The following is a 17,867-nucleotide window of genomic DNA, read 5'->3' as shown; positions in this document are numbered from 1 at the left end:
AAAAAAGCAGGCGTTTACTGACGGCGGGCCCGTTTCGGCGGACCCTTTTTCTCCGGTTCCAGCGCCTCCTTGAGCGCCCGGGAATAGCCGCTATTGACCGAAAAACTCACCTTGTCCAGGTCCTCCACCATATCAAGATCAGGCGTTGACGACACATACCCCAAAGCGATCATGGTTTTCAGCGTCTCAGTCAACTCCACTTCCCCCATGGCCCCCACCCGGCTTTTCAGCTCTTTGCCGGATATCGGGACCCCCGAGAGCCCCAGCGCCCGGATGATCGTAATTTCCCCGCCTTCGAGATTGATTTTACTCATGACAAAATGTAGTCCCGCATTTTATGCGCCAAACGGGCCCATCTGCAAGGTGGGTTTGGAGAAACTGTCCGTCGTTTTACAAATGTTGCTTTGCCGTTGATTCTCCAAAAGGTTCCCCCTATTACTAAATCCCATGGAAGATCAACCCAGCAAGCTTTGGAACGTAGCGCTCGTCTTTTCTCTTCTGGCCTTGGCGGTAGCTTGTTACCTCAAGATGGACCCAGTAAGGAGCTTCGTCGACGAGAAATGCCCGTGGATTAAAGACCAACTCGCCACCCATGGAATCCAGCTTCCTGGCATCGCGAGCGCCCAGACCGCGCTCGTGGCAGCCTCTGAAAAGCAGATTTCTTCCGCCAACGTCGCGCCCGTTTCCGCCCCCGCCTCCGCCCCGGCCACCAGTGCCGCCGCCGCTGCTGCCGTGCCAAAAACGGCTTCCGCCGCCGTCAAAGTGCCCCAGGCTCCAGTGGACCTGGCTCGGCTCGCCTCCGACCCATCCCTTTGGCCCAAGAAAATCCGCCTGAAAAAAGACGTCACCTTTCCCGCCGTCATGAACAAGCAGAAAGTCGGCGAACTCCACGTCCCTGCGGGCACCGAAGTCATGCTCGTCCAGATCCGCGCGGACAACAAACTCGGCGTCGCCTACACCCCCAGCGGTTCCATGGAAAACGCCGGAGGCGCCGTTATCGCCCCGGACGACACCGACCTCATCGAGCGCGCCAACGGCGGTCGATAGAAAGAGCGCGACAGGCAAGACGGGGAGACCCGCAGACAAGGAGATCGTGCGGTCACGCCGTCTCCGTGTCTTTCCCTACGCCCGGGCTACCTCCACGCGGGCGCGGGAGGCGATCGAATCCGCCACCGCCTGCGTCACCGCCATATACGCCAGCCCATCTTCAAAATTGGGATGAGGGCGGGGAGCAAGCGGGTTTTTCACCGCGGCAATAAAATCCTTCTCCACCGTCCAGCGGCGTTCCATCTCCGGAGGAAGCTCCACCGTCTGAGCCGCCCGGTCGCCCACCCGCCCGGCAGTAATCGAATCCGCGCTGAAATCGTACCGCAGCGTGCCGCAGTCCCCGTACACCTCCAGGTGGTCCGAAGGGGCGAACGCCGCCACCCCGCTGAACTCCAGCACCCCCTCCGCACCATTGGCGAACTCCGCCAGCACCGTCACCATGTCCGGCACCTTCACCTCATAGTGCTCCCGGACGGGGTGAATCGTCTTGGCATGCGCCGTCACCGCGCGGATCGGTCCCAGCCACCGCTGAAGCACCTCCACGTAAATCCCGAGCGTCAGCACATTGAGCCCGCTTAATTCCGCCCGCTGCCGCCAGTGGGCGGGTGCCTTGGCATCCAGGTAAATCGGGGCAAAACTCTGGAGCCGGACGAGATGCGGCTTCCCGATAAACCCGTCCGCGAGCAGCTTGCGCATAATCAAATCACCTCGGATCCCCTGCGGAGGCGGGCAAAGCATCGTCACCAGCTGAGGGCGCTTCTTGGCCGCAGCGAGCATCTCCCGGGCCTCCTCCAAATCCATCGACATCCGAGCCTGACAAAAAACGTGCCGCCGGGCCTCCAGCGCCGAAATAGAGACCGGCGCATGCATATAAGGCGGCGTGCCGATCCAAACAATATCCAGCTCCTTAAGGGCCACCAGCTCCGCCCAGTTTTTCACCGGCGTCGCATGGGGAAGGTGAGCCTTGCAGAAGCGCTCCGAACTGGCGTAAGTCGAATTAGACACCGCAACAATTTCCACGTCTGGCATCGCCGCGAGGGCTGGCAAATGGCGTTGTTGAACGATGCCCCCCGCGCCGACAATACCAATGCGAAGTTTGGATTGCATGGGCTGCATTGTGTCGAAAGAAACGCCTCCGGGTCAAAGCGTTAATTCGAAATGGCTCGGGATCAGGGAAAAGCACCAAAGGCGAGCGGGGAAGTTTTTTGGTGGTTCCGGCTTGCCAACACCGCCGATAGGCCGTAGAAAAACACCTCCAGCCCCGTGGAGCCAGCCCCTGGCGTCCTGGACCTGGGAAAAGCACTCGTAGCTCAATTGGATAGAGCGTTGGCCTCCGAAGCCAAAGGTTGTGGGTTCGACCCCCGCCGGGTGCACCACTCTAAACTCTCTTGGAAGTGGTGAGGCGTGTATCAGCCAGAAGTCTCCCTCTACGATCAGCGTGCGCTTGTGAAGGAGCGCCGCCAACGGAGAAATGCGGGAATAGCAAAACCCGCAAATGTGCCAATAATGCAAGGCCAGAGGAGATATAAGCCGACGAGTAGTTCGACACTGAAGTTGTTCCCCTTTGAACACGCTGGAACAAGAAGAGGATTCGATGCTAAGAAAAAAAGGAATAAAACGTTGTCAGCGAGCGGCGAACCATGCACGAGGTTTGCGACAAACTCGGCGATAAAAGGCGCGGCGAAATCGAAGGCGGCTACGGCGATAGCCCACGCACTCGAAAAACGGGCGGGTTTACCAGGGGAAACATGGACGCTTTTGTTCATAAGACAAAAGGCGCGATCAATTAGTGGTTAATGAACGACCTTTTTCGCTAAAATAACGTCGACCGGAGCCATTCTTTGACGATTTCCCATTTGTCGTCAAGCGGGGGATTGCACGGACTTCCGCGGTGGTCCTTCCGTCGACCAAAATGTAGGAAATAGAATCCGGTAGGAATTACCTGATCTTATAACGGGTTGATCCTCCTACATTTAGCGTCAAAATAATTTTACACTTGGAAAGGATGCGTGATTCAGTCTTTATTGCGAAGCCGCCCGGGAGTGATTCCCAACCGACGGAACCAATGGCAACAATGGCTATCATGGGCAATCTCCGCCACCCCGCCGTTGATACATTGTGGGCCCCAAGGCATTCCACAGCCCCGGGGTTCAAGGTTGGGGGACCGGCCCCCTCCGGGTGCACCGCCATTCAGGACCATTCGTTCTGAGAATCATCCACCAAAGTCCACACACCATGAAAAGAACCTCGAAAATCCTCGCCGCCGCCCTGGTGGCGCTCACCGGAATATTCCTGTCGCCCGCGCGGTCTGCCGATCCGGCGGATCCCGCCGCGTCCACAGCCGCCATCAAGGTCGCCGCCGCCGCGGATCTCCAGTATGCGCTGGAGGACCTGGTCAAAGAATACAACACCAAGAACCCCACCGCCACGGTGGCAGTTACCTACGGTTCCTCCGGTAAATTCTTCGCACAGCTCCAGAACGGGGCTCCGTTTGACATCTTCCTATCGGCCGACATCGAGTATCCTCAGAAGCTCGAAGCCGCTGGCCTCACAATCGACAAAATCTTCCCCTACGCCGTGGGCCGCGTCGTCCTCTGGGCTCCCAAGACCACCCCGGTGGACGTGCAAAAGCTCGGCATCAAGTCGCTCCTGGAGCCCGCGGTGAAGAAGATCGCCATTGCCAACCCGGAGCACGCCCCCTACGGCCGCGCCTCGGTGGCCGCCCTCAAGTCCCTCGGCATTTACGACCAGGTACAGAGCAAATTTGTCTACGGCGAAAACATTGCCCAGACGGCCCAGTTCGCCCAGAGCGGAGCTGCTGACGTCGGCTTCGTGGCGCTTGCGCTCGCGGTATCACCCAAGATGAGCAACGTCGGGAGCTACTGGGAAGTGCCCTTCGACGCCTACCCCCGGATGGACCAGGCCGGAGTGATCCTCAAGGCCTCCGGGCACCTCGAAGCCGCCCGCGCATTCCGCGATTTCCTCTTTAGCCCGCACGGCATCGAAGTGCTCAAAAAATTCGGCTTCTCGCTGCCGGAGAAATAAAGAATAGTCCTCCGCATGGACTGGCAAGCCATCAGTCTCAGTTTACGCCTCTCGACGATGACCACGGGGATCCTGATCCTCATTGGGCTTCCGCTCGCCTGGTGGCTTGCGTCCACGCGCTGGCGCGTCAAATTCCTCGTGGAGGCCGTTATTGCCCTGCCGTTGGTGCTGCCTCCCACCGTTCTCGGCTTCTACATCCTGGTAGCCATCGGCACCCGGTCGCCGCTGGGGCAGGCCTATGAGGCGATCACCGGCTCGCGGCTGCCGTTCTCCTTCCAGGGGCTCCTGCTCGCCTCGGTACTCTATAGTATGCCCTTTGCCGTCCAGCCCTTCGCCGCCGCGCTTTCCACCGTGGATCGCCGCCTCATGGAGGCCTCCTACTGCCTGGGCGTCGGCAGGCTGGCCACCTTTTTCCGCGTCACGCTGCCCATGGCCTGGCCGGGCATCCTCAGCGGCATCGTCCTGAGCTTCGCCCATACCGTCGGCGAATTTGGCGTCGTCCTCATGATCGGCGGCAACCTCCGTGGCATCACCCGCACCATCTCGGTCTCCATTTACGACCAAGTCGAGGCGCTCGACTACGCCGCCGCCACCAAGACCTCGCTCTTAATGCTCATCTTTTCCTTCATCGTCCTGGCGATCACCTACGCCCTGCAACGCAAACCAGTCCAGGTATGGATGACGCGTTAGCCCTCGGCTTTACCAAAGCCTTCCCCGGCGGTCCGGAGATCAGCGCCGATTTGGAGATCGACACCCGGTCGCCCCGCGTCACCGTCCTTTTCGGCCCCTCCGGCACCGGCAAAACCACCCTCCTGCGCATCATCGCGGGCCTGGAGAGCCCCACCACCGGCTTCGTCCGGTACCGGCAGGAAACCTGGGCCGATATCGCCCGGGGCATCCACATCAGCCCGCAGCAGCGCCGGGTCGGCTTCCTGTTTCAGGATTACGCCCTCTTCCCGCACCTGAGCGTCGAGCGGAATATCGCCTACGGCCTTCACTCATCACCCCGTGCCGAAGCGGCGCGCTGCGTCCAGGGCCTGCTGGAGCGCTTTCAGTTACAAGGTCTGGCCAAACGCTACCCCGCCCAGCTCTCCGGCGGCCAGAAACAGCGCGTGGCCCTCGCCCGTACCCTCGCCCTGGAGCCCCGCGTGCTCCTGCTCGACGAGCCCCTTTCCGCCCTCGACGGCCCCACGCGCGAAGCCGTGCGCGGCGACCTCAGCGGCTGGCTTCACACCCTGGGCATCCCCATCCTGATCGTCACCCACGACCGCACCGAAGCCCTCGCCCTGGGCGACGACATGGCCGTCATGGACGAAGGGCGCATCTTGCAGCACGGCCCCGTGGACGAAATCTTCCGCCAGCCCGCCAACCAGAGCGTCGCACAGGTCGTCGGCGTCGAAACCGTCGTCGCGGGCCACTTGCTGGAGGTCGCCGATGGCATGGCCAAGGTCGTCGTGGGGCAGACCCTCTTAAGCGCCTCCTCCGATAGCCTTCCCCGCGATCAATCGGCCGTCTTCGTCTGCATTCGCGCCGAGGACGTCATCCTCGTCAAAGGCGACGAATTTGCACAAGCCAGCCCCCGCAACCGCATGCCCTCCGTCGTCAAGGCCCTCATCCGCGAAGGCCCCATGTTCCGGATTCACCTCGATTGCGGCTTCCCGCTCTCTGCGCTCCTCACCCGGCAGGCCTGCGACGAACTGGAACTCAAACCCGGGGACTCCATCATCGCCATGGTGAAAGCCCCGAACGTCCACCTCGTCCCCAGAGACGTCCGGCGTTCCGCCAAAGCCGACTCCACCGAAACGTTGGAATAGCTCTGTGCTCTGTTGGCGGGGGGCTTTTTTGCCGTTTTGGCCGCGGATAAATGACAATGTCCCCAATGCGTGACACGGCGGCCCCGAGCTGGAAATAAGGCCATTGCCGAGGCATTTTTGTTCTTACAAAATCAGAGTAAAAACAGCTTGAGCTTTGCAGTTTTTAGAAGCAGATTGCCGCCGTTATGAAAATCAGCGCTCGCAACATCCTGAAGGGCACCGTCAAGTCCATTACTGACGGCGCGATCAACTCGGAAATCGTCATCGACGTGAACGGAACGGAAATCGCCTCGCAGATCTCCAAAGCTTCTGTCGATCATCTCGGCCTCAAGGTGGGCAAGCCCGCCTACGCCGTGATCAAGATCGACAACGTGCTCATCGGCGTGGACTAAGCCGATCACGGAGGTCATTCCGTGTGAAATAAGCTCCCCCGGCTGGCCATGCTTGGCTGAAGGGAACTTCTCTCAAGTCTTGCCTGGGGGCAAAGAAAGTGGCCCCGGGCAATCGGACGGAATCCGGTCCCTGCTTGATCACCTATCGCAGGGCCGGATCGTTCCCTGGCCGGAGGCACCTCGCCTGAACCCGGCCCGCAGCCCCGCGGTTGCGAACCTTTTTTTGGGAAAACCACCCCCCTCCGGCGGCCTACATAAAGGTCATACGCCGGTTTTTCTAGGTCCCGAGGCGTCCTACATTTCGGTAGGACTCAGCCATTCCAGCGCCTACCATTCAGTAGGTATCCCCACCTTTTCGTTCGGGGAACTTTCGCGTCTTCCGATTTCACTACAAGAAATCGTAATTCATAACTCGCTTGTTTCCAAAATGTTGCAAGCAATACGAACTTTTATTTTCAAACGCGTCCCTCCGGTTGGCACGCGGATTGCGTAAGGGGCGTCCAACAACAAATTTGCTCCGGTCACGATAACAGCCGGAGCCCCTATCCAAAACATAACCAGGAGAAAACAAAAAATGCGCAAAGTAGCTATTTATGGAAAAGGTGGTATCGGAAAGTCGACCACCACACAGAACACCGTGGCGGGCCTCGTCGAAGCGGGCCGCAAAGTCATGGTGGTCGGATGCGATCCGAAAGCCGACTCCACTCGTCTGCTCCTGGGCGGCCTCGCTCAGAAGAGCGTGCTCGATACCCTGCGTTCCGAGGGTGAGGACGTCGAACTCGAAGACATCCGCAAGCCCGGCTTCTGTGGGTCCATCTGCGTGGAATCCGGCGGCCCGGAACCCGGAGTTGGCTGCGCTGGCCGCGGTATCATCACCTCCATCAACCTGCTCGAACAGCTCGGCGCCTATGCCGACAGCGAAGCGCTCGACTACGTGTTCTATGACGTTCTGGGCGACGTCGTTTGCGGCGGGTTCGCCATGCCGATCCGCGAAGGCAAAGCCGAGGAAATCTACATCGTTTGTTCCGGCGAAATGATGGCCATGTATGCCGCCAACAACATCAGCAAAGGCATTCTGAAATTCGCCCAGAGCGGCGTCGTCCGTTTGGGCGGCCTCATCTGCAACAGCCGCAAGGTCGACAACGAAGCCGAAATGGTCGAAGCCTTCGCCAAGAAGCTCGGCACGCAAATGATCCACTTCGTGCCCCGCGACAACATGGTGCAACGCGCCGAAATCAACCGCAAGACGGTCATCGAATACGATCCGACCTGCAACCAAGCCAACGAATACCGCACCCTGGCCAAAGCCATCGAAGGCAACACCAACCTCGTCATCCCGACACCGCTCTCCACCGACGAGCTCGAGAAGACCCTCATGGACTACGGTCTCATGGAATAAGGCGGCCAGACTCGCACCACACGGAACCACCAACAACACTTCCACATGGCACCAGAAAATACACCACCTCCTGTGACGGAATTTGACGCCGCCGAGGCCAAGGCCACCATCGACGAGATGATGAAGGCCTACCCGTCCAAGACGGCCAAAAAACGCGCGAAACAAGCGCTCGTTAACGATCCCGAGACCATTCCCGAGATCGGCGCCAACACCCGGACCATCCCGGGCATCCTGACCCAGCGCGGATGTACCTACGCGGGCTGCCGCGGCGTGGTCATCGGCCCCATCAGCGACATCCTCCACATCACCCACGGCCCCATCGGCTGCGGTTACTACTCCTGGCTCACCCGGCGTAACCAGGTCCGCCCGTACAAAGACACCGATACCAACTACATCCAATACTGCATGTCCACGGACATGATGGAGGAGCAGATCATTTTCGGCGGAGAAAAGAAACTTGCCGCGGCCATCCGGGAGGCCTACGAAATCTTCCACCCGAAGGCCATCTCGATCTACTCGACCTGCCCCGTGGGCCTCATCGGTGACGATGTCCACTCCGTCGCCCGTGCAGCCAAGGAGGAGCTCGGCATCAACGTCTTCGCCTTTAGCTGCGAAGGCTACAAAGGCGTCAGCCAATCCGCCGGCCACCACATCGCCAACAACGGCGTCTTCAAGCACATGATCGGCAAGCTCGACGAAGCCGACCAGGGCGAGTTCCGCATCAACCTGCTGGGCGAATACAACATCGGCGGCGACGCCTGGGTTATTGACGAACTGCTGCGCAAGTGCGGCATCACCGTCACGGCCACGCTCTCCGGCGACGTTAAGTACGACCAAGTGTGCAAAGCCCACACGGTTGACCTCAACACCGTCATGTGCCATCGCTCGATCAACTACATGGCCGAGATGATGGAGACCAAGTTCGGCATCCCGTGGATCAAGGTCAACTTCATCGGCGCGGAAGGCACAGCCAAGAGCCTCCGCAAGATCGCCGCCTTCTTCCAAAGCAAGAAGCTCACCGATCGCGTCGAGGAAGTCATCGCCCAGGAAATGGGTGAGCTCAAGCCGGTGCTCGAAGCCGTCAAGGCCCGCGTCAAAGGCAAAACGGCAGCGCTCTTCGTGGGCGGCTCTCGCGCTCACTCCTACCAGCACCTCTTTGCCGACATGGGCATGGAGACCATCGCCGCCGGTTACGAGTTCGCCCACCGCGACGACTACGAAGGCCGCAGCGTCATCCCCACCATCAAGGTCGACGCCGACACCCGGAACATTGAAGAAATCACCGTCGAACAGGACCCCGTCCGCTTCAAGGCGCGCAAGACGCCCGAGCAGCTCAAGGCCCTCGAAGACGGCGGGTTCACCTTCAAAGATTACACCGGCATGATGAGCGAGATGAAGAAGAACACCCTCGTCATCGACGACATCAGCCATCACGAAATCGAGAAGCTCATCGAACTGCGTCACCCCGACATCATCTGCTCGGGCATCAAAGACAAGTTCATCATCGAAAAGATGGGCGTACCCTGCAAGCAACTCCACAGCTACGACTACGGTGGGCCCTACACCGGATTCAAAGGCGCGGCGAACTTCTACCTGGAAATCGACCGCATGCTGCAAACCAATGTGTGGAAATACGCCGTTCCCGCATGGATGAAAGACAAAGCCACCGACGCGGCCTAACCTAACCTAGAAATCTACCTATGCTTAACGGAACAACAGCCGAAATCAAACCGCGCGAGGCGCTGCGCATCAACCCGGCCAAGACCTGTCAGCCCGTCGGGGCCATGTATGCCTCCCTCGGCATCCACGGGTGCATGCCTCACAGCCACGGCTCGCAAGGGTGCTGCGCCTACCACCGTAGCGCGCTGACCCGTCACCTTAAAGAGCCCGTCATCTCCACGACCAGCTCGTTTACGGAAGGCTCCTCAGTATTCGGCGGCTCGGCCAACCTCAATCAGGCCCTGCAAAACATCTTCACCATTTACAACCCCGACATCGTGGCCGTCCACACCACGTGCCTCTCGGAAGTCATCGGTGACGATATTCCCTCCATCGTGAAGAACGCGAGGGAAGCAGGTAAAGTCCCCGAAGGGAAATACGTGATCCACGCGAACACCCCGAGCTTCGTCGGTTCGCACATCACCGGCTTTGCCAACATGACCAAGGCCATGGTCACCTACCTCGCCGAGAAAACCGGTGAGGCCAAGGATCAGGTCAACGTCATCCCGGGCTTCGTCGATCCCACCGACATGCGCGAGATCAAGCGCCTCGCGGGCGAGCTCAAGGCGAACATCGTCCTCTTCCCGGACACCTCCGACGTGCTCGACACGCCGCAGACCGGAGTCTACGAAATGTATCCCAAGGGCGGCACCACCATCGAGCAGCTCAAGAGCACCGGTGACTCCATTGCCACCATCGCCCTGGGCCACTTCGCCTCCCGTCCGGCGGCGGAAAGCCTCGAAGAGAAATTCGGCGTGCCCGCCTCGGTTGGCGAACTGCCCATCGGCGTCACCGCCACGGATGACTTCATCGACGCCCTGCGCAACTACGCCCGGGTCGAAGTCCCCGCCTCCATCGTGCAAGAGCGCGGCCGCCTGCTGGACCTCATCAGCGACATGGGCCAGTACCTCTACGGCAAGCGCGTGGCCATCGCGGGCGATCCCGACCACGTCATCTCGCTTGTCCGGTTCCTGCTTGAGCTGAATATGAAGCCCGTCTTCGTCATCAGCGGCAGCATGGGCAACCACTTCGAAAACCGCGTTAAAGAGCTCCTCAAAGACGCAGTGCCCGAAGCCAAGGTCAAGCAAAACGCCGACCTCTTCGAGCTCCATCAATGGATCAAGAACGAACCGGTCGACCTGCTCATCGGCAACACGCATGCCAAATTCATGGCGCGCGCCGAGAACGACCTGCCCTTCGTCCGGTTCGGCTGGCCGATCACCGACCGCATGGCCCACCGCGTATTCCCCACCGTGGGCTACCGCGGCGCCTCGCGCTTGATCAACGACATCATCAACGCATTCCTGGACAAGAAAGACCGCGAATGCCCCGAAGAAACCTTTGAGTTAGTACAGTAAGTAACTGGTTGCTGTTATCGGGAAACAAGGGAGGCCGTCCGGGCGTTGTGCCGGGCGGCCTCCCAGTTTTTTATAGGCACGAAGCCTCATTCCGGCAGCTCGCGTGGGGGTGGGGGAAAAACAACAATTGCCCTTTAGGTGGCTACAAAATTGTAGCTTATTTTCCAGACCGGCCTACTCATTCGTAGCCAGTTCCCCGCTCATACCGGACCTGTTTTTGGGGTGCCCGGATTTTTTTTGGACAAGCGCCTCTGTAAATCGCGATAGCGGCCTCTTTCGGCGTATGAATTTGCGAACTTGGCACACGGATTGCAATAGGGTGCTGACGTTATGAAACCCGTGCCGCCAAGCCAACCTGAGATCGGCATCCTGCCTGTCCGCGAGGCCTCCATTGTGGAGGTCGGCAAAGCGGAAGGCGGCATTGCCTGTAATAAACACAGCGCCGCCGGATCGGTTAGTCAACGGGCGTGCGTCTTTTGCGGATCGCGTGTGGTCCTTTACCCGATCGCCGATGCACTACACCTCGTTCATGGCCCGATCGGCTGCGCGGCTTACACGTGGGACATCCGGGGCGCTCTCTCCAGCGGCCCGCAAATCCATCGCAATAGCTTCTCCACGGATTTGCAGGAGCTCGACGTCATCTACGGAGGGGAAAAGAAACTTTACCACGCGCTCGTTGAGCTGATCGAAATGTACAAGCCCAACGCCGCGTTTGTCTACTCGACCTGCATCGTCGGAGTCATCGGCGACGACGTCAACGCCGTCTGCAAGCGCGTTGCGGCGGAGAAGGGGATCCCCGTTCTCCCGGTCAACTCCGAAGGCTTCAAGGGCACCAAGAAAGACGGCTACCGCGCCGCCTGCGAGGCCGTCTACAAGCTCGTGGGCACCGGCTCCACCGACGACATCCCGCCGCACAGCATCAACATCCTGGGCGACTTCAACCTCGCCGGGGAAACATGGATTATTAAAGAATACTACAAGCGCATCGGCGTCAACGTCGTGAGCTGTATTACCGGAGACGCGCGCGTGGAGGACATTCGCCACGCCCATGGTGCTCACTTGAACCTCGTGCAATGCTCCGGCTCCATGGCGCACCTGGCGAAAATGATGGAGCGGGATTACCAGATCCCCATCAAGCGCGTCTCCTACTTCGGCATTGAGGATATGTCGGCGGCCCTCTACGAAACCGCGAAATTTTTCAGCGACGACCCGACCATCATGGAACGCGCCCAAGAGCTGGTGCGCGAAGAAGTCGCCACCATCTACCCGCAGCTTCGCGCCTACCGCGAAAAGCTGCAAGGCAAGAAAGCCGCCATCTACGTCGGCGGCGCCTTTAAAGCCTTCTCGCTCGTCCGGGCGCTCAAGATGCTCGGCATGACCACCGCCGTTGTTGGCTCGCAGACCGGCGGCCCCGAGGACTACAAGCAGCTCCAGGAAATGTGCGACCCGGGCACCATCATCGTGGATGACACCAACCCGCTGGAACTCGCCAAGTTCTGCCTGGAGAAAGACGTCGATCTCTTAATCGGCGGCGTCAAAGAACGCCCCATCGCCTACAAAATGGGCATCGGCTTCTGCGACCACAACCACGAGCGCAAAGAACCGCTCGCAGGGTTCATCGGCATGGCCAATTTCGCCCGCGAAGTTTATTCCTCGGTAGCGAGCCCGGTCTGGCAATTTGCCCCGCGCCGTGCCGCCAAACTGAAAGCAGCAGCAGCTCAACTGAACGGAGGCAAGGCATGAAAGTCATCAGCGCCAAAGATCTCGAACTCGACGAGCCGCAGTTCAAACACTGCACCGGCACCCGCAACGCCTGCAAACTCTGCACACCGCTCGGAGCCTGCCTCGCCTTCCGGGGCGTCGAGGGGGCCATTCCCTTCCTGCACGGCTCGCAAGGTTGCAGCACGTATATCCGGCGGTACTTGATCAGCCACTTCCGCGAACCCATCGACATCGCCTCGTCCAACTTTTCCGAGGACTCGGCCGTGTTCGGCGGCGCGTCGAATTTTAAAGCCGGGGTCGCCAACGTCGTCCGGCAGTACAAACCGAAGATGGTCGCCGTGGCCACCACCTGCCTGAGCGAAACCATCGGCGAAGACATGACCCGCCTCTTTCACGACTACATGAAAGAGGAGTGGTTCGAGGGCCACCCGCACATGGTCAAAGTCTCCACGCCGAGCTACAGCGGCACCCATATCGACGGCTTCCACGCCGCCGTGCGCGCGCTTGTCGCCACGCTCGCCGTCCCTGGAGACCGTACCCGGCGCGTCAACCTCTTCTCCGGCATGGTCTCCGCCGCCGACCTGCGCTACCTCAAGGAAGTCCTCGAAGACCACAAAGTCCCCTACACGCTCCTGCCCGACTACTCCGAGTCCATGGACGGCGAGACATGGAGCGAATACGAAAAACTCCAGAGCGGCGGCACCCCGATCGCCGACATCATGGCCTCCGGCTGCGCGCAGACCTCCATCGAATTTGGCCGCACCCTTTCCGAATACCCGAGCGCGGGCAAATTCCTTTCCGAACGCTTCAACGTCCCCAACCGCCAGCTCGGCTTGCCCATCGGCATCCGCGAAACCGACGCCTTCTTCGAAGCCCTTGCTGAAGTCTCGGGCGAGCCCACGCCCGTCAAACACACCCGGGAGCGCGGCCGCCTGGTCGACTCCCTCATCGACGGCCACAAGTACGTCTTTGAAAAGCGCGCCATCGTTTACGGCGAGGAAGACCTCGTTGTCGGCATCGCGTCCTTCCTGTCAGAAATTGGCGTCGTGCCGGTGCTCTGCGCCTCGGGCGGAAAGAGCGGCCGCCTCAAGCGCAGCCTGCACGACGCCATCCCGACTCTCGACGATCGCACCCACATCCACGACGGCATCGACTTCGCGCAGATCGGCGAAATGGCCGACACCCTCCGGGCCGACTTCATCATCGGCAGCAGCAAAGGCTACCAGCTCTCGCGCAAACTGGACGTGCCCCTCATCCGCATCGGCTTCCCCATCCACGACCGCATCGGCGGCCACCGCGTCCTCCACCTCGGCTACCGCGGCGCGCAATCCCTTTACGACACCATCGTAAACGCCCTCATGGACGTTAAACAAACCAATTCACCCATCGGCTACAGCTACCTATGAGCGACATCGACTTTTCCAGCCATCCGTGTTTCAACAAAGAGGCCCATCACAAATACGGGCGCATCCATCTGCCCATCGCCCCACGCTGTAATATTCAGTGCAACTTCTGCAATCGGAAATTCGATTGCATGAACGAGAGCCGCCCGGGCGTCACCAGCAGCGTCCTCAAGCCGAGCCAGGCCGTGGAATACCTCGCCGAAGTCGTCGCCAAGCGGCCCGAGATCAAAGTCGTGGGCATCGCGGGCCCCGGCGATCCCTTCGCCAACCCCGTCGAAACCATGGAAACGCTTCGCCTGGTCCACGAGCGCTTCCCGGACTTAATGCTCTGCCTCGCCAGCAACGGCCTGGGCATTGGGCCCTACATTGACGAAATCGCCGAGCTCAACGTTAGCCACGTTACCATCACCATCACCGCCGTCGATCCCAAGATCGGCGCGAAAATCTACGCATGGATTCGCGACGGCCGCTCGCCCGTGCGCGGCGAAGAAGCCGCCCGCATCCTGATCGAGCGCCAGCTCGACGCCGTGCGCCGCCTCAAGGAAAAAGGCGTCGTCGTCAAAATCAACTCCATCATCGTCCCCGGCATCAACGACGAGCACATCCCCGAGATCGCCAAAGTCGTCGGCCCCATGGGCGTCGACATCATGAACTGCATGCCGCTCGTCCCGGTCGCCGGAGCCTTCTTCGAGGAACTCCCCGCGCCCGATTCGCTCATGACTGCCCGCGTGCGCCTGCAATGCGGCCAGCACGTTGAGCAAATGGTCCACTGCGCCCGCTGCCGCGCCGACGCCGTCGGCTTGATCGACGAAAAGATGACCGAGGACCAAATGACCACGCTCAACCGCTTCGCCCACAGCTCCATCAGCGCGGGCAAAGAGCGGCCCTACGTCGCCGTCGCCTCGCGCGAAGGGGCGCTCGTCAACATGCACCTGGGCGAGGCCGCCAGCATCCTCATTTTCAAAAAAGACGACGAGACCGCCTCGGGCTTCAAGTTCGTCGAGATCCGCAAAACCCCGGCTCCCGGCGGTGCCTCCGCTCGCTGGACCGACTTGGCCGACCTGTTGGCCGACTGCCGTGCCTTCCTCGTCAATGCCGCCGGGCCCAGCCCCAAGGCCGCGCTGGAAGAGCGGGGCATCGAGATCATCGAAATGGAAGGCCTCATCGAAGAGGGGCTCACCGCCGTCTTTGCCAGCCAGCCCATCCCCGCCTCGCTCAAGCGCCGCTTCACCAGCTGCGGCTCGGGCGGCTGCCGCGGCACCGGCACCGGCTGCGCGTAACAGACTTCCAGCCTTTAGAAAGGACCACCATGAATTCCAAATCCAAATCCGAAAAACCGAACTTGCCCAAAGCCAAAGTTCGCCCCGCGTGCATTGGCCGGGGCTGGGCGCCGATTTTCAAACCTACCACCAATCCACCACATCATGATTAAACCCACCCACCATATCTTCGTCTGCGGAAGCTTCCGGCCCACCGGAGCCCAGGGCGTATGCCATAAAAAAGAATCCTCCGCGCTCCTCCAATACTTTGAGCAGGAAGCGGCCGACCGCGGCCTCGACGGCGTCATGGTCTCCAGCACCGGCTGTATGAAACTGTGCGATCACGGTCCCGTAGTCGTCATCTACCCGCAGGGCACCTGGTACGGCAAAGTCGATGAAGACGCCGCCGACGCCATCCTCGACGCCATCGAAAACGACACCGTGGCCGAGGAATTCCTGATTCCGAGCTGATCCAAAAATTTCCTGAGTTGAGTTAAACTACCGAGTAATACCATGCTGCGGAGAGACAGGGGCATAGGGGGAACAGAGGGGAAGGGGGTAAGGGAGCCAACTACGATGCCTCCGTTCAGGCATCCAGCAACTCCAGCCGCTATCTCCTCTTCTATGCCTCTCTCTCTCCGCGGCATGGGGAACCGCTCTCCACTTCTTTTCCCGCTATGATAGACTTCACTTCACGCCCGGTTTGGTTGATCGACACGACCCTTCGCGACGGCGAGCAAGCCGCCGGAGTCTCGTTCTCCCGCGAGGAAAAAATCGGCATCGCCCAGGCGCTTGTCGACCTCGGGGTGGGGGAACTGGAGCTTGGCATCCCCGCCATGGGCCAGTCGGAGATCGATGACATCAACGCCGTCGCCTCGCTCGGCTTCCCGTGCTTTCTTGAAACCTGGTGCCGCGCCTCCGCCGCCGACCTCGATGCCGCCGCCCGCTGCCGCGTCGACGGCGTGCACATTTCCTGGCCCGTATCCGACATCCACCTGCGCGCCTGGAAGCGTGATAAAGAGTGGGTCTTCTCCACCCTGCGCGACCTCGTGGGCGACGCCGTTTGCCGCTTCGGCTACGTCTCCGTCGGAGCCCAGGATGCCAGCCGCGCCGATGCCACTTTTCTTGCCGAATTCGCCGCCGCCGCGCTCGAAGCCGGGGCCTCCCGCCTGCGCTTGGCCGATACCGTCGGCATCCTTACGCCCGGCCAGACCGCCGATATGATCGCCGCCCTGCGCGCCTCGGTTCCCGGCCTGCCGCTCGAATTCCACGGCCACAACGACCTCGGCATGGCCGTGGGTAATACCATTTCCGCCATCGAAGCCGGTGCCCGCTGCGCCAGCGTTACCGTCAACGGCCTGGGCGAACGGGCTGGCAACGCCGCGCTGGAAGAGGTCGTCATGGCCCTGCGCGTCGGCCTCCACAAAGACGCCTGCATCAAGACGCGCGGCCTCTCCGCCATCTCCCGCTGCGTTGCCGACGCCTCGGGCCGCTGGCTGCCTTCCGACAAGCCCGTAACCGGCGAAGCCGCCTTTCTGCACGAATCCGGCATCCACTGCGCCGGGCTCATGCGCGACCGCTCCACCTACGAAGCCTTTTCCAGCCGCGAAGTGGGCCGCAAAACGCCCTCCTTCCTCCTCGGCCGCCACTCCGGCGGCGCCGCGCTGGCCCAGGCCTGCGAAGAAGCCGGGGTGCACCTCGACGCCGCGCAATCCGAGCAGCTCCTCGAACGCATCCGCGCCGAGGCCCGCGGGCGCAAGGGCGCGATCTCAAAGACCCGCTTCCTCGCGCTTCTGCGAGAGTTCAAGGCAAAGAAAGGCTGATCGCCGTGCCTATATTATTCCCCGTTGCCGGACATCCGGGAGAGGAAAAGCTTCGAACACTGCTCCATCTCCTCGCGGTCCACGTCGAAAATTTCGGACACCAAATGCGGTGCGCCCTTTTCGTCGCGAACAATGTAGAGGATCTTGGCATTGCCTTTTCCGGATTGGTCGTCATACCCGGAAAGCGAGGCAACTTCAAAACCCTCGATCAGCAAGTAACGGAGCCTGCCAAGCATTTTCATAACGACACCACCATCGGCGAAAGCCGGATAAAATCAACCTCCAAATTTCACCATGGGCTTTGACATCTACCGCATCAAGTCAGTTGAAGGAAACCGTTTCGCGCTCGGGAGAGTCGGCCCGCTGCCGCTGGGTGGGCCCGGTGGCCTCTTCGCCCAGCACCTGCCCGCCCTCGCCGCCGATGACGAGAACTGGACCCTCTCGCCCGCCACCCTGCTGGAATGGGCTGGTTTTGCCGACCCGGAAGCGTTTGCCATTTTCTTTGACCTGACGGCAAAAGCCTCCGACCAGGTCAACCTCCTGGAGCTCGTGGCCATCAACGGCCGCACCGTCTCGCTCCTCACCGACGTCGTCTTCCATTTCAAAGTCGCCGTCGCCAGCCGCAACGGCAAAGGCGTCGAGCAAAAAGAGGGCGAACTCTACATCCCCAACTGGCGCGAAAGCCCCGAGCGTTTCGAGCACCTCCGGATCACCGGGGGGACCCGGGGGGGCACCTGGGCGTGGGGCGAACCGCCCAATTCCGCCTCAGCCACCGTACTATAGCATTCGCTTATCGTCACGGATCCGGCCATTCGGCACGGTATCTGCTAAAAGATCGGGCGGGGAAAGCGCAAAACGGCCTCTTTATAGAGAGAGGGGCCGTTTT

At 60.7% G+C, this 17,867-nt stretch carries 18 protein-coding genes and 1 tRNA gene; 15 read left to right on the top strand and 4 right to left on the bottom strand.

Annotation, left to right across the window (positions count from 1 at the left end; genetic code table 11):
• Positions 1 to 14: 14 nt before the first annotated feature.
• A complete protein-coding gene (locus B2828_RS16665; protein WP_479634903.1) occupies positions 15 to 314 on the bottom strand; it encodes a hypothetical protein in 300 nt (99 codons plus the stop codon).
• Between the two features lie 133 nt (positions 315 to 447).
• On the opposite strand from B2828_RS16665, the gene B2828_RS16660 reads away from it, so the two are divergent.
• On the top strand, positions 448 to 1,047 hold the full coding sequence (locus B2828_RS16660; RefSeq protein ID WP_479634902.1) for a hypothetical protein: 600 nt from the start codon (positions 448 to 450) through the stop codon (positions 1,045 to 1,047).
• A gap of 75 nt (positions 1,048 to 1,122) precedes the next feature.
• Here B2828_RS16660 and B2828_RS16655 read toward each other — a convergent pair whose 3' ends face one another.
• Complete coding sequence (locus tag B2828_RS16655; protein ID WP_479634901.1) at positions 1,123 to 2,154, bottom strand: Gfo/Idh/MocA family protein; 1,032 nt, start codon at positions 2,152 to 2,154, stop codon at positions 1,123 to 1,125.
• Positions 2,155 to 2,346: 192 nt separating this feature from the next.
• Between B2828_RS16655 and B2828_RS16650 the strand changes: the two genes are divergently transcribed.
• Positions 2,347 to 2,423: transfer RNA gene (locus B2828_RS16650), tRNA-Arg, on the top strand.
• A 57-nt stretch (positions 2,424 to 2,480) separates the two neighbouring features.
• On the opposite strand, the gene B2828_RS16645 is transcribed toward B2828_RS16650, so the two are convergent.
• A complete protein-coding gene (locus tag B2828_RS16645) occupies positions 2,481 to 2,813 on the bottom strand; it encodes a hypothetical protein (RefSeq protein ID WP_479634900.1) in 333 nt (110 codons plus the stop codon).
• A gap of 469 nt (positions 2,814 to 3,282) precedes the next feature.
• On the opposite strand from B2828_RS16645, the gene modA reads away from it, so the two are divergent.
• From modA to B2828_RS16585, 12 genes are all read left to right on the top strand, one after another.
• Positions 3,283 to 4,092: a molybdate ABC transporter substrate-binding protein gene (modA, locus tag B2828_RS16640; RefSeq protein ID WP_479634899.1), complete on the top strand. Its 810-nt coding sequence runs from the start codon at positions 3,283 to 3,285 to the stop codon at positions 4,090 to 4,092.
• A gap of 15 nt (positions 4,093 to 4,107) precedes the next feature.
• A complete protein-coding gene (modB, locus tag B2828_RS16635) occupies positions 4,108 to 4,782 on the top strand; it encodes a molybdate ABC transporter permease subunit (protein ID WP_479634898.1) in 675 nt (224 codons plus the stop codon).
• Positions 4,767 to 5,906, top strand: a complete 1,140-nt coding sequence (locus tag B2828_RS16630; protein ID WP_479634897.1) for an ABC transporter ATP-binding protein — start codon at positions 4,767 to 4,769, stop codon at positions 5,904 to 5,906. Before modB ends, B2828_RS16630 begins: the two co-directional genes overlap by 16 nt.
• 185 nt (positions 5,907 to 6,091) lie before the next feature.
• On the top strand, positions 6,092 to 6,298 hold the full coding sequence (locus tag B2828_RS16625) for a TOBE domain-containing protein (protein ID WP_479634896.1): 207 nt from the start codon (positions 6,092 to 6,094) through the stop codon (positions 6,296 to 6,298).
• A 553-nt stretch (positions 6,299 to 6,851) separates the two neighbouring features.
• A complete protein-coding gene (nifH, locus tag B2828_RS16620; protein WP_479635082.1) occupies positions 6,852 to 7,697 on the top strand; it encodes a nitrogenase iron protein in 846 nt (281 codons plus the stop codon).
• Between the two features lie 45 nt (positions 7,698 to 7,742).
• Positions 7,743 to 9,377 (top strand): nitrogenase molybdenum-iron protein alpha chain, encoded by a 1,635-nt coding sequence (nifD, locus tag B2828_RS16615; protein ID WP_479634895.1) that lies wholly within the window; start codon positions 7,743 to 7,745, stop codon positions 9,375 to 9,377.
• A 20-nt stretch (positions 9,378 to 9,397) separates the two neighbouring features.
• Positions 9,398 to 10,774: a nitrogenase molybdenum-iron protein subunit beta gene (gene nifK, locus B2828_RS16610; RefSeq protein WP_479634894.1), complete on the top strand. Its 1,377-nt coding sequence runs from the start codon at positions 9,398 to 9,400 to the stop codon at positions 10,772 to 10,774.
• Between the two features lie 330 nt (positions 10,775 to 11,104).
• Positions 11,105 to 12,517, top strand: coding sequence for a nitrogenase iron-molybdenum cofactor biosynthesis protein NifE (nifE, locus tag B2828_RS16605; RefSeq protein WP_479634893.1), 1,413 nt, complete (start codon positions 11,105 to 11,107; stop codon positions 12,515 to 12,517).
• Positions 12,514 to 13,902: a nitrogenase component 1 gene (locus tag B2828_RS16600; protein WP_479634892.1), complete on the top strand. Its 1,389-nt coding sequence runs from the start codon at positions 12,514 to 12,516 to the stop codon at positions 13,900 to 13,902. The genes nifE and B2828_RS16600 overlap by 4 nt, the downstream gene beginning before the upstream one ends.
• Entirely contained in the window at positions 13,899 to 15,179 is a 1,281-nt protein-coding gene (nifB, locus tag B2828_RS16595) for a nitrogenase cofactor biosynthesis protein NifB (protein WP_479634891.1), read from the top strand. The genes B2828_RS16600 and nifB overlap by 4 nt, the downstream gene beginning before the upstream one ends.
• A gap of 144 nt (positions 15,180 to 15,323) precedes the next feature.
• Complete coding sequence (locus B2828_RS16590; RefSeq protein WP_479634890.1) at positions 15,324 to 15,629, top strand: (2Fe-2S) ferredoxin domain-containing protein; 306 nt, start codon at positions 15,324 to 15,326, stop codon at positions 15,627 to 15,629.
• A 206-nt stretch (positions 15,630 to 15,835) separates the two neighbouring features.
• A complete protein-coding gene (locus tag B2828_RS16585) occupies positions 15,836 to 16,981 on the top strand; it encodes a homocitrate synthase/isopropylmalate synthase family protein (protein ID WP_479634889.1) in 1,146 nt (381 codons plus the stop codon).
• A 14-nt stretch (positions 16,982 to 16,995) separates the two neighbouring features.
• On the opposite strand, the gene B2828_RS16580 is transcribed toward B2828_RS16585, so the two are convergent.
• Complete coding sequence (locus B2828_RS16580) at positions 16,996 to 17,217, bottom strand: hypothetical protein (protein ID WP_479634888.1); 222 nt, start codon at positions 17,215 to 17,217, stop codon at positions 16,996 to 16,998.
• A 58-nt stretch (positions 17,218 to 17,275) separates the two neighbouring features.
• On the opposite strand from B2828_RS16580, the gene B2828_RS16575 reads away from it, so the two are divergent.
• A complete protein-coding gene (locus B2828_RS16575) occupies positions 17,276 to 17,764 on the top strand; it encodes a hypothetical protein (protein WP_479634887.1) in 489 nt (162 codons plus the stop codon).
• The last annotated feature ends 103 nt before the right edge of the window (positions 17,765 to 17,867 follow it).

The sequence above is a fragment of the Spartobacteria bacterium UBA695 genome (assembly GCA_002298145.1).
Classification (GTDB): Bacteria; Verrucomicrobiota; Verrucomicrobiia; order Chthoniobacterales; family Chthoniobacteraceae; genus UBA695.
Note: the sequence above shows the minus strand (reverse complement) of the source record. Positions and strands in the feature narration are given on the sequence as shown.

Coding starts and splice junctions, on each gene's coding strand:
- B2828_RS16665 (WP_479634903.1), bottom strand. CDS start 314: ATGAGTAAAATCAATCTCGAAGGCGGGGAAATTACGATCATCCGGGCG.
- B2828_RS16660 (WP_479634902.1), top strand. CDS start 448: ATGGAAGATCAACCCAGCAAGCTTTGGAACGTAGCGCTCGTCTTTTCT.
- B2828_RS16655 (WP_479634901.1), bottom strand. CDS start 2,154: ATGCAATCCAAACTTCGCATTGGTATTGTCGGCGCGGGGGGCATCGTT.
- B2828_RS16645 (WP_479634900.1), bottom strand. CDS start 2,813: ATGAACAAAAGCGTCCATGTTTCCCCTGGTAAACCCGCCCGTTTTTCG.
- modA (WP_479634899.1), top strand. CDS start 3,283: ATGAAAAGAACCTCGAAAATCCTCGCCGCCGCCCTGGTGGCGCTCACC.
- modB (WP_479634898.1), top strand. CDS start 4,108: ATGGACTGGCAAGCCATCAGTCTCAGTTTACGCCTCTCGACGATGACC.
- B2828_RS16630 (WP_479634897.1), top strand. CDS start 4,767: ATGGATGACGCGTTAGCCCTCGGCTTTACCAAAGCCTTCCCCGGCGGT.
- B2828_RS16625 (WP_479634896.1), top strand. CDS start 6,092: ATGAAAATCAGCGCTCGCAACATCCTGAAGGGCACCGTCAAGTCCATT.
- nifD (WP_479634895.1), top strand. CDS start 7,743: ATGGCACCAGAAAATACACCACCTCCTGTGACGGAATTTGACGCCGCC.
- nifK (WP_479634894.1), top strand. CDS start 9,398: ATGCTTAACGGAACAACAGCCGAAATCAAACCGCGCGAGGCGCTGCGC.
- nifE (WP_479634893.1), top strand. CDS start 11,105: ATGAAACCCGTGCCGCCAAGCCAACCTGAGATCGGCATCCTGCCTGTC.
- B2828_RS16600 (WP_479634892.1), top strand. CDS start 12,514: ATGAAAGTCATCAGCGCCAAAGATCTCGAACTCGACGAGCCGCAGTTC.
- nifB (WP_479634891.1), top strand. CDS start 13,899: ATGAGCGACATCGACTTTTCCAGCCATCCGTGTTTCAACAAAGAGGCC.
- B2828_RS16590 (WP_479634890.1), top strand. CDS start 15,324: ATGATTAAACCCACCCACCATATCTTCGTCTGCGGAAGCTTCCGGCCC.
- B2828_RS16585 (WP_479634889.1), top strand. CDS start 15,836: ATGATAGACTTCACTTCACGCCCGGTTTGGTTGATCGACACGACCCTT.
- B2828_RS16580 (WP_479634888.1), bottom strand. CDS start 17,217: ATGCTTGGCAGGCTCCGTTACTTGCTGATCGAGGGTTTTGAAGTTGCC.
- B2828_RS16575 (WP_479634887.1), top strand. CDS start 17,276: ATGGGCTTTGACATCTACCGCATCAAGTCAGTTGAAGGAAACCGTTTC.